This window comes from Leisingera sp. (assembly GCF_034669605.1).
GTDB lineage: Bacteria > Pseudomonadota > Alphaproteobacteria > Rhodobacterales > Rhodobacteraceae > Leisingera.
This window is the reverse complement of record NZ_JAXMOX010000011.1, coordinates 1-15,152: the sequence shown is the minus strand read 5'-3', so window position 1 is coordinate 15,152 and position 15,152 is coordinate 1. Positions and strand designations below refer to the sequence as shown.

Annotated in this window: 17 protein-coding genes and 1 pseudogene; 8 read left to right on the top strand and 10 right to left on the bottom strand. The window is 58.9% G+C overall.

What is annotated here, in order from left to right:
• Positions 1–96 precede the first annotated feature (96 nt).
• Entirely contained in the window at positions 97–546 is a 450-nt protein-coding gene (locus tag VOI29_RS02480; protein WP_323775859.1) for a potassium channel family protein, read from the top strand.
• Here the strand turns inward: VOI29_RS02480 and cls are convergent.
• Positions 543–1,958: a cardiolipin synthase gene (gene cls / locus VOI29_RS02475; protein WP_323775858.1), complete on the bottom strand. Its 1,416-nt coding sequence runs from the start codon at positions 1,956–1,958 to the stop codon at positions 543–545. The two genes, VOI29_RS02480 and cls, sit on opposite strands and share 4 nt — an antisense overlap.
• 148 nt (positions 1,959–2,106) lie before the next feature.
• Between cls and VOI29_RS02470 the strand changes: the two genes are divergently transcribed.
• Positions 2,107–2,973, top strand: coding sequence for a YihY/virulence factor BrkB family protein (locus VOI29_RS02470; protein ID WP_323775857.1), 867 nt, complete (start codon positions 2,107–2,109; stop codon positions 2,971–2,973).
• Between the two features lie 128 nt (positions 2,974–3,101).
• Positions 3,102–3,290, top strand: a complete 189-nt coding sequence (locus VOI29_RS02465) for a hypothetical protein (protein ID WP_323775856.1) — start codon at positions 3,102–3,104, stop codon at positions 3,288–3,290.
• Positions 3,291–3,297: 7 nt separating this feature from the next.
• Here the strand turns inward: VOI29_RS02465 and VOI29_RS02460 are convergent, their stop codons facing one another.
• Complete coding sequence (locus VOI29_RS02460; protein ID WP_024089984.1) at positions 3,298–4,014, bottom strand: RlmE family RNA methyltransferase; 717 nt, start codon at positions 4,012–4,014, stop codon at positions 3,298–3,300.
• A 77-nt stretch (positions 4,015–4,091) separates the two neighbouring features.
• Positions 4,092–5,204: a Ppx/GppA phosphatase family protein gene (locus VOI29_RS02455; protein WP_323775855.1), complete on the bottom strand. Its 1,113-nt coding sequence runs from the start codon at positions 5,202–5,204 to the stop codon at positions 4,092–4,094.
• Positions 5,205–5,488: 284 nt separating this feature from the next.
• Between VOI29_RS02455 and VOI29_RS02450 the strand changes: the two genes are divergently transcribed.
• The 3 genes from VOI29_RS02450 to VOI29_RS02440 are packed head-to-tail and all read left to right on the top strand — an operon-like array spanning position 5,489 to position 7,812.
• On the top strand, positions 5,489–5,785 hold the full coding sequence (locus VOI29_RS02450; protein ID WP_323775854.1) for a virulence factor: 297 nt from the start codon (positions 5,489–5,491) through the stop codon (positions 5,783–5,785).
• 26 nt (positions 5,786–5,811) lie between these two features.
• The gene (locus tag VOI29_RS02445; RefSeq protein ID WP_323775882.1) at positions 5,812–6,738 is read left to right on the top strand and encodes a methylenetetrahydrofolate reductase; all 927 of its coding nucleotides are present in this window, start codon (positions 5,812–5,814) and stop codon (positions 6,736–6,738) included.
• Between the two features lie 9 nt (positions 6,739–6,747).
• Positions 6,748–7,812 (top strand): methyltetrahydrofolate cobalamin methyltransferase, encoded by a 1,065-nt coding sequence (locus VOI29_RS02440; RefSeq protein WP_323775853.1) that lies wholly within the window; start codon positions 6,748–6,750, stop codon positions 7,810–7,812.
• 194 nt (positions 7,813–8,006) lie between these two features.
• On the opposite strand, the gene VOI29_RS02435 is transcribed toward VOI29_RS02440, so the two are convergent.
• Positions 8,007–8,180, bottom strand: coding sequence for a hypothetical protein (locus VOI29_RS02435; protein WP_323775852.1), 174 nt, complete (start codon positions 8,178–8,180; stop codon positions 8,007–8,009).
• Positions 8,181–8,460: 280 nt separating this feature from the next.
• On the opposite strand from VOI29_RS02435, the pseudogene VOI29_RS24540 reads away from it, so the two are divergent.
• Positions 8,461–8,613, top strand: a pseudogene (locus tag VOI29_RS24540) (IS256 family transposase); the annotation flags it as partial.
• Positions 8,614–8,760: 147 nt separating this feature from the next.
• On the opposite strand, the gene VOI29_RS02430 reads toward VOI29_RS24540, so the two are convergent.
• The 6 genes from VOI29_RS02430 to VOI29_RS02405 are packed head-to-tail and all read right to left on the bottom strand — an operon-like array spanning position 8,761 to position 14,540.
• The gene (locus VOI29_RS02430; RefSeq protein ID WP_323775851.1) at positions 8,761–9,225 is read right to left on the bottom strand and encodes an HAD family acid phosphatase; all 465 of its coding nucleotides are present in this window, start codon (positions 9,223–9,225) and stop codon (positions 8,761–8,763) included.
• Entirely contained in the window at positions 9,222–9,767 is a 546-nt protein-coding gene (locus tag VOI29_RS02425) for a histidine phosphatase family protein (protein WP_323775850.1), read from the bottom strand. Before VOI29_RS02425 ends, VOI29_RS02430 begins: the two co-directional genes overlap by 4 nt.
• A complete protein-coding gene (locus VOI29_RS02420) occupies positions 9,764–10,780 on the bottom strand; it encodes an MBL fold metallo-hydrolase (RefSeq protein WP_323775849.1) in 1,017 nt (338 codons plus the stop codon). The genes VOI29_RS02425 and VOI29_RS02420 overlap by 4 nt, the downstream gene beginning before the upstream one ends.
• Before the next feature lie 51 nt (positions 10,781–10,831).
• A complete protein-coding gene (locus tag VOI29_RS02415; RefSeq protein ID WP_323775848.1) occupies positions 10,832–11,881 on the bottom strand; it encodes an ABC transporter ATP-binding protein in 1,050 nt (349 codons plus the stop codon).
• Entirely contained in the window at positions 11,869–13,572 is a 1,704-nt protein-coding gene (locus VOI29_RS02410; protein ID WP_323775847.1) for an iron ABC transporter permease, read from the bottom strand. The genes VOI29_RS02415 and VOI29_RS02410 overlap by 13 nt, the downstream gene beginning before the upstream one ends.
• Positions 13,572–14,540 (bottom strand): ABC transporter substrate-binding protein, encoded by a 969-nt coding sequence (locus VOI29_RS02405; protein WP_323775846.1) that lies wholly within the window; start codon positions 14,538–14,540, stop codon positions 13,572–13,574. Before VOI29_RS02405 ends, VOI29_RS02410 begins: the two co-directional genes overlap by 1 nt.
• A 162-nt stretch (positions 14,541–14,702) precedes the next feature.
• Between VOI29_RS02405 and VOI29_RS02400 the strand changes: the two genes are divergently transcribed.
• A partial coding sequence (locus VOI29_RS02400; RefSeq protein ID WP_416361472.1) for a DeoR/GlpR family DNA-binding transcription regulator occupies positions 14,703–15,152 on the top strand: 450 nt, incomplete at its 3' end.

The window sequence follows — 15,152 nt, the reverse complement described above, 5'->3', positions numbered from 1 at the left end:
TGGCCCATCCGGCATTTTTATGGTTAAGCGTAGCGGATCGCCTTTATAAGGTACCGCGAAGCCTCCACAAAGCTTATCACCGTCGGGAGTGCGGGAATGACGCTATGGAACCAGTTGCTGTTGGGCTCGATCAATCTGAGTGTCTGTCTGATACTCGAAATCTCGGTTCTGGTTTTTTGCTCGGCTGTGCTGAACAGGTTGTCGGCAGGTTTTGCCAAACCTTATAAGCCTTGGCAGGTCGGTCTCATGCTTGTGGTGGCAATTTTCATCATTCTGGGCGGTCATACGGTGCAGATCTGGATCTGGTCCGCCGCTTTTGTCCTGGTGGGCGCGCTCGGCGATTGGAACACAGCAGTGTATTTCTCTCTGACAACCTACACAACGCTTGGCTACGGCGATGTTGTGCTGGGTCCGGCGCTGCGGATTTTTGCCGCCTTTGGTGCTGTCACCGGACTATTCGCGTTTGGAATCAGCACGGCCTTTCTAGTCAGCGCAATGGGACGGTTGTTTTCCCTAAACGGTGAAGCACATAGCGTAAAAGATTAAAGCACAGGGGCCAGCAGGCGTGTCACGGGTGCCAGCAATCGAATAGGCCAAGCCTGCTGGTCCAGCGGCTGTGTAAGTTCGATAGAACGTTGGAAATCCCTGGCCAGCATTTCGGACATTTCATGCGCTGACCGCGAGTCGAAAAACAACGCCATGGTTTCAAAATTCAGCCGGAACGACCGGTAATCAAGATTTGCCGTTCCCGCACCCGAAATCCTGTCATCGATGACAAAACATTTCTGATGCATAAAACCGCCCTGATAGCGCAGGATACGAACGCCTGCCTCCCGCAGTTCGTCAAAAAATGCGAAACCCGCAAGCCAAGGCAGGTGGTGATCAATGGAGTTCGGCAAAAGGATCCGGACATCCAGCCCGCGCAACGCGGCATGTTTCAAGGCGGCAAGCACCTCCTGATCCGGGACCAGGTAAGGGGACGCCATCCAAACCCGTTCCTGTGCTGCGGTGATCACCGAGAAAAACAGCATGGATCCGTTGCCGTTGGTATCGCCGGGACCGGTCGAGACAATCAAGCCAGGCCGGTCTTGCGGTGACAGTTCAGCGTCCCAGTTCAACAGGTCCAGGATTGGCTCTTGCGTGTGCCAGTGCCAATCCTCAGCAAAGGAGAGCTGCAATTGCTGAACAACCGGCCCGGTAAGCCGCACATGCGTGTCCCGCCATGGTCCCATAACAGTGTTCAGACCCATGTACTCCTCGCCGGCATTCAGGCCGCCGGTAAAACCGGTCCGGCCATCCACAATGACGGTCTTACGGTGGTTCCGGAAATTGATGCGCAGCCGGTGCCAAGGCGGCCGTTGAACTGCGGGATCAATCATGTTCACACCGGCTTCTTCCAGCGCGCGGGCAAATCCGCGGGACAGCTTCCGGCTGCCGATGCTGTCTGTCGTAAACCAAACCGTTACACCGCGTTCAGCGGCTTCTATCAGCTTGGCCTGAAGCTTCCTTCCGACGGTGTCCGCACGCAGAATGTAATATTGCACAAGGATATATTCTTGCGCTTCATCAATCGCTTCGAAGATGGAGTTGAACGTATTTTCACCATCGACCAACAGTTCCAATCCGTTTCCGTGGCAGATGTTCATGCCGGCAATGGCTTCGAAGGGCGCTGCGTTCACTGGCAGCGTTGGCAACTTTCCGGAGCGGGCACTGGTATAGTTCCGGGTGGCAACAACAGCCTGTTCCGCGGCGCGGCGTGCCGTCCAATACCCTTTGAACCGGTGGTGGCCGAAAATCATGTAGGCGGGCAGGGCGGCTATCGGCGCAGCCAGCAGAAAGACGGCCCAGCCAATCGCCCCTTGCGGCGTGCGCGCGGTGCGGGCGGCTTGAAGGGCAGCAAGCCCGGCAGCCGCCCAGGTTGCGGCAATAGTCACGGTGCTGAGAACAATCCAAAACATCTGAAGGTCCTGAGATAGCGCTTTGATTTCAAGTTAGTACTGAATGGCGGTGCCTGCTATAATACCCGGCCGGGCTGCGGCGTGCGGAAATCATGGCATATGACCTTTACCGCTGGCAATTTCTCAATGATTGTGGAACCTTGCCGCTATGCCGATCCTACCGCCCTTTCGCTGCTGGCCTGCAGCCCTGCTGGACGCCGCCCGCCGTTTCAACCGGAAAAACGGCTGGGTGATGAGCAGCCATATCGCCATGTCGATGATGCTGGCGTTGTTCCCGTTTGTTCTGTTTACAGTGGCGCTGGCGGGGACAGTCGCCGGTTTGCTGTCCCAGGACGTCGCCATGGAAACCATGACGGAACAGGTGTTCAGCGTTTGGCCGGACGCGGTGGCCCGGCCGATCCTGACCGAACTGAAGGCAGTGCTGCAGACGTCGAACACCCAGCTTGTCACTCTGGGCGGCCTGTTTGCGCTCTATTTTGCCTCTAACGGTGTCGATGCGGTCCGGGTCGCCCTGGTGCAGGCCTATCATGATACAGATACAAGACCGTTTTGGCGGTCCAGGGCGCTGTGCATCGGGCTGGTCGTTCTGGGCGGGGCAGGTATTCTGGCCGTTACCGTGTTTGAAGTGATATTGCCGCTCTATGTCAGGCACATCGCCGAATTTCTGCCCTTTGACAGTGTTCCGAAAGGCTGGGAGAAGGGCTTGCGGGGCGTTCTGGCACTGGCCCTTCCGACTGGTGCCGTGCTCGCATTTCATGTGCTATTACCGGGTCGCGTGCACCGTTTGCGGCGGATCCTGCCGGGGGCAATACTGACCCTTCTGCTATGGCTGGCCTGCGGCAGCGGCTTTGCGTTTTACGTTGGTTCTTTTGCACAATATTCGGCCACATACGCCGGGCTTGCCGGAGCTATGGCCGCAATGATCTTCCTCTATCTGAATTCGGCCATCCTGATCCTGGGGGCCGAATTCAACGGGGCACTGATCGAGATTGCCAACGGAATGGGCCGGTCGTGAAGCCTGCGGATCTGCAGCAACTGTTTCCATTCCTTCAACAATAAGGCAAATTTGCCCCATTTGAGCCCGATTTGCGGCCAAATCACCTTTTAGGTCTGTAGGAGACTGAGGATCCAGAAGGGGCCATCATGACAAAACTGCAAAGCAAACTTCGCCACACACGCCTGTTTGAACTGATGCGCCGGCGTGAAATGGCCCGACATGCCAGCCTTAAGCTGAGGGTGTCCCGGCTGACCGATGGCGAGGGAGATGAGGCCATCCTGCTGCGCGACCTTGCGGCCCGGTCTCTGACCGCGCCGCACAGCCGCCGCATTTAACGAGGCGTTAGCCCCGGAACCCGGTTGCAACCACAAATTTCTCGGAGCTGTCCGACCGCGAGGAGGGCGGCTTCATGTTGGTCACCTTGGTGAATTTCTGCTTCAACAGCTTCTGCAGCTCTCCTTCGGCACCGCCGGCCAGGACCTTGGCCACAAAGGTTCCGCCCTCTTCCAGCACGTCAAAGGCAAAATAGGCCGCGGTTTCACACAGCGAGATGATCCGCATGTGATCCGTCTGCTTGTGGCCGGAACTGGCCGCCGCCATGTCGGACATCACCACATCGGCCCGGCCCCCCAGCCATTCCTTGACCTGATCATCGGCGCCGTCATCCATGAAATCGAGCTGATGGAACTCGGCACCGGCCAGCGGTTCGACTTCCTGCAGGTCCACGCCGATAATGCGGCCCACGGCTTTGCCCTGTTTCTCGCCCAAGGCATTAATGCGTTTGACCGCAACCTGTGCCCAGCCGCCAGGCGCACAGCCCAGATCGACGATCCGGGCGCCGGGAACCAGAAAGCGGTATTTGTCGTCCAGTTCCATGATTTTGTAGGCCGCACGCCCGCGGTAGCCTTCGGCCTGGGCCCGCTTGACATAAGGATCATTCAGCTGGCGCTGCAGCCAAAGTGTCGAGCTGAGCTTGCGCCCGCGCGCTGATTTTACCTTGACCTTCAGATCGCGCTGACCGCGTCCGGATGTATTCTTACCTGTCGGCGTCTTTGCCATCATCGTCACCATTTGCGCCGGTGCGCGGAATTTCATGAAAACTCCGGCCCGGAAAAATCCAATTTTTCCGACCCCGCCTAATAGGGGCCGTCCTCCAGAACGCCATCCGCGCTCATCTGTGCATAAAGCAGACCCTCGCGCAGGCCGCGGTCCGCAACTGACAGCCGGTCGGTCGGCCAGCAGCGCAGCAATGCCTGCAGGATGGCTGAACCGGACATGATCAGGGCTTGCCGGTCCTCGCCGATGCGGGGATCACGGCGGCGGCCCAGAGGCCCGAGTTCTAGATAACTCCGGATCACTTTGTCAATCTGATCGCTGGTCATCCGCAGCCCGTCCACCTTGGTCCGGTCATATCGTTTCAGCCCCAGATGCGACGCCGCAACCGTTGTGACAGTGCCCGAGGTGCCGACGATCTGAAAACCGGCCCGGGTCTGCTCATCCTTATAAGGCGCAAAATCCGCCAGGTTTTCCTCAAAGAACCAGCTCATCAGCGCAAAGCGGGCGGCGTCGTCCTCCACATCGTTGAATTGATCGCGCAAAGTGGCGACCCCCAACGGCACGGAAATCCAATCCACCACTTTTGCCGCGGGAAACGGGCTTTCAGTGGAGTTGAACCCGTTATGCAACCGCATGATCGCAGAGGGGCGGTCGCGCCGCGGGACTGACGAGATGTCAATCCACACCAATTCGGTCGAGCCGCCGCCGATATCGACCACCAGCAGCTGATCCGTTTTGGTCGAGACCAGCGGCGCACAGGAAATCACTGCCAGACGTGCTTCTTCTTCCGGCTGGATGATTTCAAGCGTCAGACCAGTTTCCCGCTTCACCTGGCGGATGAATTCGCGGGCGTTCTTTGCCCGGCGGCAGGCCTCGGTCGCCACCAGCCGCATCCGCCTGACCCTGTTGCGTTTCAGTTTCTGCTGGCAGATCCGCAAAGCCTGAATGGTGCGCGCCATCGACGACCGCGACAAGCGTCCGGTCCGCTCCAGTCCGGCGCCGAGCTGCACCGACTTGGAGAAACTGTCGACCACATGGATGCCGCTGCCCTTGGGCTGGGCGATCAGCATGCGACAGCTATTTGTACCCAGATCCAGCGCAGCATAAAGCGCATCAGGATCGGGCCGGGCCGGTGCAGGGGTTTCAACCGCTTTGGGAAACGCGCCCGCACCTTTCGAGCGCCTGGGCGCCATGATTCACGCCCTCCGATTATCGTGTTAACGACAACAATAGGTGCGCCGGTGCAGCGGCGCAAGCGTCAGACGGCAGAAGCGGCGCGATTTCCGGAGCTTCGAGGAAATCTCATAATCCACATGAATATTTTGGCAAGAAACCCCTGTAGCTTTCGCAAGGGCACAAAGCTAGTGTCCCGGCAGCAAAACGTCGCTCAATCCCATCGTGTTGTCGAAAATCGACCAACGTGCGGGCGGCCGCCGCTCTAGAACGTGGTCTATCCAGGCTAGGAGGAATTTAAGGCATGCCCGACGTAACGATCGTATACTGGCGCGATATCCCGGCGCAGGTCATCGTTGGCAAAGGCCGCCGCGGGGCCAAGCGCCAGCTCGAAGAACGGTTCGAGCAGGCCATCGACCGTGCGGCCATGAAAGTGAACGCCAAGGACGCGGACGCCTATCTTGCCGAGTGGCGCAAGGCCGCGCCATATGCCGCCGAAGGTGAAGCGGCTGAGGTCGCCGAAGCCGAGGCAACCCGCCTGGAAACGGAATACGATCAGGACCGCCTGAAAACTCTGATTGCAAATGACGGATGGGCGTGAGCCTGACACCACTATGGGAGGCCGCGATGGCTTTGCTGAACTTTAAGAAACGCGACTCTGGTGCTGGCCAGTCTGTCAGCCCCGAAATGGAAGCCTTTCTGAAGGGCTATTCCATTGAGGTGATGCCGCGTACCGCGACTAAGGTCGACGACTTCCGCGACCTTTTGCCGGCCGGTACCCGTGTCTATGTCGCGCATATCGAGGGCACCCCGATTGAAGACATGGTCGACACCGCCAAGCGCATTGCCGGCGAAGGCTATGATGTGATGCCGCACTTCCCTGCACGTATCATCAAGGACAAGGCGACCCTTGGCGACTGGATCGCCCGTTACCAGGGCGAAGCCGGCGTCAAGCAGGGCCTGATCCTGGCCGGCGGCGTTGCCAAGCCGCATGGCGAGTTCGATTCCTCAATGCAGTTGTTGGAAACCGGCCTGTTCGACGACGCGGGCTTTACCAACTTGCATGTTGCAGGGCATCCTGAGCCAAACCTCGACATCGACCCCAAGGGCGGCCGTGCCAACACCTATGCAGCGCTGGACTGGAAGCAGGAGTTTTCCAAGCGTACCGACGCCGAAATGGCGCTGGCGACCCAGTTCTGTTTTGAGGCGCAGCCGGTGATCAACTGGGTGAACGAACTGAGCGAGCGCGGCATGAACCTGCCGGTACATATCGGCATCGCAGGCCCGGCCAAACTGCAGACGATGATCAAATTCGCCATCGCATGCGGCGTCGGCCCGTCGCTGAAAGTTCTGCAGAAACGTGCCAAGGATGTCTCCAAGCTGCTGCTCCCGCATGAGCCGGGCGAAGTGCTTGCGGAACTGGCGGCGCATAAGGCAGCCAACCCGGATTTCGCTATCGAAAAGGTCCACTTCTTCCCGCTGGGCGGCATCAAGACCAATGCAACCTGGGCCATCAACAACGGCGGCGCCTCGGCGAAGCCGGTCAACTCCTAAGGATCAACAATGACCCGTACAGTCGTAGAATCAAAAACTAAAACCGCGATCCTGGGCTTTGACGAGCCGTTCTGCGTTATTGGAGAGCGCATCAATCCGACTGGCCGCAAAAAATTGGCGGCCGAGCTGGAAGCCGGCGATTTTTCCACTGTCGAGAAAGATGCCGTCGCTCAGGTTCTGGCCGGTGCGACAGTGCTCGATATCAACGCTGGCGTGGTCTACAACTCGAACCCGAACCCGAACGAGACCGAGCCGCCGCTGATGAAAAAGATCGTCGAGCTGGTGCAGGGCCTGGTTGACGTGCCGCTGTGCATCGATTCTTCGGTGCCGGGCGCGCTGGAAGCGGGCCTGGAAATCTGCGAAGGCCGTCCGCTGTTGAACTCGGTCACCGGCGAAGAAGAGCGCCTGGAACAGATCCTGCCGCTGGTCAAAAAGTACAACGTCCCGGTTGTTGCGATCTCCAACGACGACACTGGCATCTCGGAAGATCCCGATGTGCGGTTCGCCGTCGCCAAGAAGATCGTTGAACGCGCTGCTGATTTTGGCATTCCCGCGCATGACATCGTGGTTGACCCGCTGGTGATGCCGGTCGGCGCCATGGCCACCGCCGGCTTGCAGGTGTTTGCCCTGGTCCGCCGTCTGCGCGAAGAGCTGGGTGTGAACACCACTTGCGGTGCATCCAACATCTCCTTTGGCCTGCCGAACCGCCACGGCATCAACAACGCCTTCCTGCCGATGGCAATGGGCGCCGGCATGACCTCGGCGATCATGAACCCGGTAGCGCTGCCCGTCACGCAGAAAAAGATCGCCGAAAAGAAAGCTGAAGTTGAAGCCGCCGGCATCGTCCTGCCCGACGGCATGGAAGACGAAGCATTTGTTCAGATGTTCGGCCTCGGCTCCACCAAGCCGCGCGCCGGTAAGGAAATGGAGGCCATCCGCGCCGCCAACTTCCTGACCAATAACGACCCGCATGGCGGCGAGTGGATCAAGTTCAACAAAGAGCCTGCCAAAGAAGGCGACGAAGGCCGTGGACGTGGCGGCCGGTCTGGTGGCGGCCGCCGCCGCCGCGCCTGAGCCAGGCTGTATAGTCGCGGAATGGCCGGGCAGGGATGCCCGGCCATTTTTTATGTGCTAACGTGTTGGGAACGCTTCGATCTACATGTTATCCGCCGCCAGCAGCAGCAAGGCCTCATCCTGTTCGCCGTGGAATTGCCTGATAAGGTCGCGACGATGAATGCTCATGGCAATCAAGGTTTGAACCATTGTGGTCAACAGGCCAGACGTGCGCGAAAGTTGATCATGTTATCCGAAATTTGTTTTGCCAGTGCGGCATCGCCGCCAATCTTGCGCTGACTCATACCCCAAGGGATATTCCAGGCTAGGGCGTCGAATTTTTCTGCCTGAAGTTTGACGCGATGCAGTGCAGTGCCCTCTTCATCCAAATAGAGCAGGGCATACGAACTGCTGCCGTCCCGCGGGCGTTTCGGTCCCGGCCTTCGACCAACTGAACGCGTAGCGCCGTACGGCGTCGTATCCGCCCATCATACAAGCCCCGCCCAGAACGGCGGGACTTCGCCTTTTTTTGGGGAGTGTAAAATGGCCTATCCGGCGACTGGAGCGGGGACGTTTCGGCATAACCTACGAGAAGAAAGGACCGCAAGGCCGTGGCTGCCGATCTGGGCCGGATTCACACCGCCCTGACGGCAGAATCCGAAACTCCATCAAACACGGGGCTCGTTTCTCGAGGACGAGGCCGCCACCAAGCTGGTCTACCTCGCTATCCGAAAATTTGAGAAGGATGGCCGGAACGTCTGGCAATGGTTCGCGGCCCGCAACCGGTTCGCCATAGTGTCCGGCGATCGCTTCGACGCTTGAGTATCTGAAACCGCATGGGCGGGGCCAGATACACAGATTTCAGGACACTCCCGTACATCTCGCACAATCGCACTCTGCCCGGCAAAAGAAACCATTCGATGCTCGTTGCAGGCATCTGACCGATGGCTGACATCCATAGACCCTTTTTCAGAAATCCCCCGGAGCACATTGCAGGCACACCAGACCTTCGCCGCGCCAGGCCTCGACTACCGAAGTGCGGTCATCGATCACCAGCCAAGGCTTGAAGCCATCCGCTTTCATTTCCTTCAACGCGCGGCGCTTCACCTCCGGGTCGGTGGCATCGTCCTGATCTTCTGCGCGCAAATACATGCCGTCGAACGGCAGATCGTGCTTGCGAAGCCATGCAATCGTGTGCTCGGCCCAGCCCCTGGGCCGCCCGGAACAAATCACAATGGTTTCACCGCTCTCTTTCAACCGGCGCATCAACTTCGCAATCGGGACAATCAAAGCGGCATCTGCCATCGCATGATGAAAATCATCCCAGTGCTTTTCCACGCCATGTACAAGATGGCCAAGTCGTTCCGCGTCGAATTCTGCAAGTGTGCCATCGACATCGAAAACCACACATGGGGTAGCTGCTGCTTGGTTCATACGTTTTTCTCCGATATTTTGTTGCCTGTTCTTTGAAACAGTAGCGGCTTCGCGTTGGGAGGGCGTTGGCCGACGTCGCCTGTCGTCCAGAGCACACGCGCAGCGCGGATTATGCCCGAATGACACACCAGAACCGGCAGCGTTCCCTGCGACGCTGCGCAGATTTCTGCTATTACGGTTTGCACTCGCATCAGAAAATCGGGCCAGCTTTCCCCTTGATCCGGCGTATCTTCTCTGGCCGGCTGTTCATTCAACGGCCGACCTTCGAAAACACCCCAGTCGCGCTCGCGCAATCCGCCGTGCACCTCGAAACGCCGGCGCGGGAACGCAAGCTGAGTGGTGTGCTGGGCCCGTGTCATTGGGCTGCAATAGACCGCAATTGGCTCTGGCCACATCCTCTGGGAGAGGGCACGTGCCTGATCGCGACCAATCTGGGTTAGCGGCACATCCGTTACCCCGGCGATGATTGCATCCGCATTCGCTGTCGTCTCGCCATGGCGGATCAGGCAAAAGCTATGCGATGGCAAAGGCGCGGTGATCATAGGCGCACCCGGTCGTGAAAGAATACCTCTGCGTCGAGCCCCTCAATCAGGTAATCTTCGGGCTGTGTGCAAAAAGCGGGGGCAAAGCGTTTTGCGCCAAGGCGTTTTAGCATCTTCACCTGATCGCGCAGCGGCGGATGCACGTTCCAGCGTTGGAAATACCCGCCCTGAACGCTGCAAATGCCACGCGCATGGGCTGTCATATGGCCGGTGAACACGACATGTGCGTCGCGCCCTAAACGCCCGCTTTCGTTCCACGCACGCACATAGCCCCATGCGGCGCCGCCGTCGGCGTTGGGCGTATCACAGATTAGGAAACGCGCCTGTTCCATCGGGCCACGGTTCAAAAGCGGAGCTATTTCCTGGGCATCGGCACTGACGGCGCCGCTGTTCAGCGCGGCACGAAGCGTGTCTTGGCATTCAGGGTCAAGCATCACGCTTTCATAGCCGTAGCGGCGGATCAGATGTAACGCCATCTCGCCCGCGCGCCCGGAAGGGGGGACAGGCAAAAGCACCTGACCTTGCACCTGGTCCAGCAACCCATTCAACGCCTCGAACCGATCCGATTGGGGCACATCATCCAGATGATAGGAGCAATCCAAAATGGCTGTCGCTGCGGGGGGCGGCGCATCGAAGGAGAACCAGTCCGACTCCTCTGACCAATCCCCAGAATAGAAAAGACCCTCTCCCAGATCGAAGTGCAGCCAGACCCCCCCCATCGCATGGCCATTGCGCCCGGTGGTCAGCGTCACGCCGCCGAGGGTCGTCTGGCCCTGTTCGGGCAACAGGTGCACCTTGGCCGCGGGGGGGAGCGCCTTGGCCGTTTGTGCCGTGGCATAGATGGGCAGGCCCGCCTCAACGGCATGCGGCGCGCCGCCGATATGATCGATATGATCATGGGTGATGAACACCGCCTCGGCCCCCTCCAGCCAAGCGGGATCGAAATGCGCGTTGGCCTCGGGGCCAAAGCCGCAATCGAGAAGCCAGATCCGATCATCCACGGTCAATTGCATGCATGCAGGCCCCTTGTCCCCGATGCCGGAAAGTAGTCGTATGCTTTGCATTTAGTCCTCTGAGAAGGCCCAAGGTGTTGTGATTGTCAGACCCAGTTGCGTGCCGACTTCGAAGCGGGCCCGCGTTTCAGCAAACAAGCGGGCGCCGCAGTCAGTCACCGTTTCCAGCAGGTATTTCCCGCCCATATAGGTGACCCGCGCCACCTTGCCGCGCAGATCTCCGGTTTCGGCAATGGTCAAGTTTTCGGGGCGCAGGCACACATGGCTGACCCGCGCCTCTTGGGTCGCGGATTGCACCGCAACCTCTGCCCCCAGTATTCGCGCCTGTTGCGCATCACCGGCCTTTTTGAGCTCCTGCACCGGCAGCACTGCGCCGCGACCGACGAATTCGGCAACAAAACGGTTCTTGGGCCGCTCATACAGGGTTTGCGGCGTATCGAATTGTTGGATGCGCCCTTGATCCATCACCGCAATCCTGTCGGCCATCGCCATGGCTTCGGCCTGGTCATGTGTGACATAGACCATTGTGGCGCCGGTACGTTTATGGAAATCAGTAAAGACGCCCTGCATCGTGGCCCGCAGCGCCACATCAAGATTGGCCAACGGTTCATCCAGCAGTACAGCGCAGGGGTCAGAGACAAGGCAACGTGCCAAAGCCACACGTTGCCTTTGACCGCCCGAAAGATCAGAGGGCATGCGGTCCGCATAGTCACCAAGCCCCGTTGAGGCGAGTGCTGCATCTGTCTGTTTGGCGATCTCCACCTTAGAGAACCTTCGGATCTCAAGCGGGTAGGATACATTGCGCCGCACCGACATATGCGGCCAAAGCGCGTAGGATTGGAAAACAAACCCGATGTTGCGTTCTTCGGGGGCCAGGTTTGCGCCCGTCTCGGCGTTGGCCATTTCGCGCGTTCCGATGCGGATGCACCCGCTGCTGGGCTCTTCGAAGCCTGCTAAGATGCGCAAAAGCGTGGTCTTGCCACAGCCAGACGGCCCCAAAAGCGCGATAAACTCGCCATCGTCAAACCGCGTTGTGATGTCTTGTAGCGCGGGCGTGCCTGCGAATGCCTTGCCAACACAGGACAGGTCTATGTCTGCCATGGGACAACTCCTTTGGGAAAGCGGCGGGAAAACAGTTGGATCAGAGCCATAAGGACCACGACCACAAACACGATGGTCATCGCCATTGCGCTGGCCATGCCGGTTTCGCCGCTGTCATCGAGATTGAAAATCACCACGCCAAGGGTCTCGGTGCCCGAGGACCACAAGAGCGCAGAAACAGTGAGTTCGTTAAACGCGGTGAGAAAAACAAGAATTGTCCCCGCCGCTGCCGCGGGTGCCGAAAGCGGAAAGATTACATCGCGCAAGCGCCGATAAAGCGAGGCCCCAACCGATTGCGCGGCCTCATCCATGCACGGATCAAACTGCTTTAGGCTGGCCTGAACCGGACGGAACATGACGGCAAAGAAACGGGCGATATAGGCCAAAAAGATGATCCAGATGGTGCCGTAAAGCGTTGCCTCGGTGAAAGGTACTTTGATCAGCAGCAGGATCATGGCGATTGACAGGACAACCCCCGGCAGTGCGTAGGGCAGATCAAGCAGGCTGTCGAACAGACGCGCAAGACGCGTCTTGCGCCGCTCCATCAGCCACGCCAAGGGCAGGCAAATCACGATAAGAGCCAGGGACGCGCCCGCAGCCAATGCAAAGGAATTGGCAAAGGCCCGTGATGTTACTGGCTGCCGGAACAGCACCTCATGCCACGATGCAAGGGTCACCGTATCAAGGCGCAGTGGCACCCCATAGGCAGGCACCAATGATGTGGCCAAGAGGCCGAACATCGGCAGGACAAGAATAGCACAGACCACCGCCCATAGAAGGATTTCAACCGGCAGCCGGGCAGCGCCCAATGGCAGGGCCAGCGGCCGGGAGGTGCTGCCTACTAGGTGCAGTTTCTGGCGCGTTTGGAAGAGGCGTTGCAACAAAATTCCCGTCACGGCCACTGCCCCAATAAGCATCGCCAGAACCGAGACTTCGGCCAAGACGGCCGTCCCCATCCCGGCAAGCTTTTGATAGACGAGCGTCGGCAGCGTCGCATATCCTGCGGGAATGCCAAGCATGGCCGGAATGCCAAAATTGCCAAGCGCCGTCACAAAGGTGATGGCCGTGCCCGCGGCCAGACTGGGCAGGGTCAGCGGCATCACCACTTGCCACCACGTGCGCAGCCCTTTTGCGCCGCTGATGCGGGCGGCCTCAACCACATCTTGCGGGATAGAGCGCAGGCCAGCGCGCAGGGTCAGGAAGATGATCGACATATGCTGGATGCCCAGAAGAAAGATGATCCCCTGCGGCGAATAAAGCGGCTGCGGCGCCCCAAGCGGTGGCGCAACGCCCAGCGATTTCAGCAGAACCGATGACGGCCCCATGATTTGGGTCCAAGACAGTGCCGTGATCTGCGGCGGGATCATCATCGGGATCATCAGGCAAAAGACCAACGCCGCCTTTGCCCGCAGATCAGTCAGCGCTACAAGGAACGCAAAGGCAGAGCCCAGCATCAGCGACACCAAAGTGCCAAAACCAGCTGTGACCAGTGAATGTTTCAGCGCGCTTAAGGTTGAGGGCTGCGCCAGCACATCGCGCATAAGGGTCACGCTGGGGCTGCCTTGGTGGGTAATGCCCTCGACAAAAAGGCGCAGAACCGGGGCGAGCGTCAAGCAGATTGCGACGACCAGAATAGCAGAGAGCAGCCGGGCCTCGGACCGGCTGCCACCGTTTTGTTGTGTGACGCTCATCATTCGGCGCCGAAAAGTTCTGCGAATGTGGCCTTATTGGCCTCGGCGCTTGCAAGGGCGTCGGCGGGATCGAAGGCCATCAGCTTGATATCTTCGCGGGCGGGGAACCCTTCGGGGACGCCCATACCGTCACGGGCAGGGATATAGCCCATATCCAGAACAAGCTTCTGGCCCGTGTCGCTCAGCAGGAAGTCGACGAATTTCTGCGCGCCTTCGACGTTCTTGGCGGTCGACATGATCGCCACTGGCTCGGTCACATAAGAGACGCCCTCTTCAGGAAAGACAAAATCCACGGGCGAGCCGCCGGCTTTGTTGCGGATGGCGAGAAAGTCCACGACCATACCATAGGGTTTTTCACCCGAAGCCACGGCTTTGAACGTGCCGCCGTTGCCGCCCTGGGCACGCGCATCGTTCGCCGCCAGACCTTCATAGTATTCCCATCCCAGGCTGTCGTCGCCAGTAAGCGTTGCAAGGTGGATCAGCGCTGCCCCGGAATATAGCGGCGAGGGCATGGCGATTTGACCTTTGATCGATGTGTCCGACAGGTCGTTCCAAGAGGTCGGTGCAGTTTCAACGCCCGTGTTGTAGACGATCCCGGTCGTGATCAACTTGGTGGAGTAGTAGTAGCCTTCGGCGGAATAGAGAGCTGCGTCATATTCGGTGGCTTCGGGCGATTGATAGGCGGCAAGAAGACCCTCTTGCGCCATACCCTCCAGTGTGACGGTATCCGCAATCAACAGAACGTCAGGCTGCGGATTACCAGCCTCGATTTCGGCGCGCAGGCGCGCCATAAGCTGTGTCGTGCCATCGCGGACCCAATCAACTTCGGTGCCGGGGTTGGCGGCGATAAACGCATCGATCGTTAGCTGTGCGTCTGCACTCGGCTGCGAAGTGTATAGCGTGATCGTTTCAGCCATGGCGGTGCTGGCCAAGAGCGCGAAAGCGGTGGATGTGAGTGCGGACTTCATGGGGCTCTCCTGAAGGTTAACTTTCGAACGAAAGAAGTTCACGGTCGCCTTATCCCAGAGAAATCCAACAGTTTTGTAACAGTTATTTGGAACTTTTATTATATTGCGGGACTTGAGAGACTTCCCTAACGTTTCGATAATTTGCGAACTTTTCGAAGGAAAATGATCGTGCGACGGGATGTTACCCAGCGACGAGATGAGATCATCGCGCTATTGGCTGAAAACGAGGCAATTCCGGCAACCGAACTTTCGGCCCAACTTGCCGTATCGGTTCAGACGATACGCGCAGACTTGCGCGTTCTGGACGAAGCCGGACTTGTGCAGCGCCGCAATGGTAAAGTGCGCCTGCGCCAGCAAAGCGAGAACATCGGCTATCTGCCGCGCGAAGGCATATCGCGGCAGGAAAAACAGCGCATCGCTCTGGCCGTCAAGAACTTGATCCCCGACGGCGCGCGCGTGGCACTGGGCACCGGCACAACGGTGGAAACTTGCGCCCGGTTTCTGGCCTCTCACAAAAACATTTTCGTCGCGTCCAACAGCATCCACGCCGTTTGCGCCTTGCAACATGCGCCCGGCGTTGCCGTTGAGCTGGCAGGCGGGACCGTCCGGATG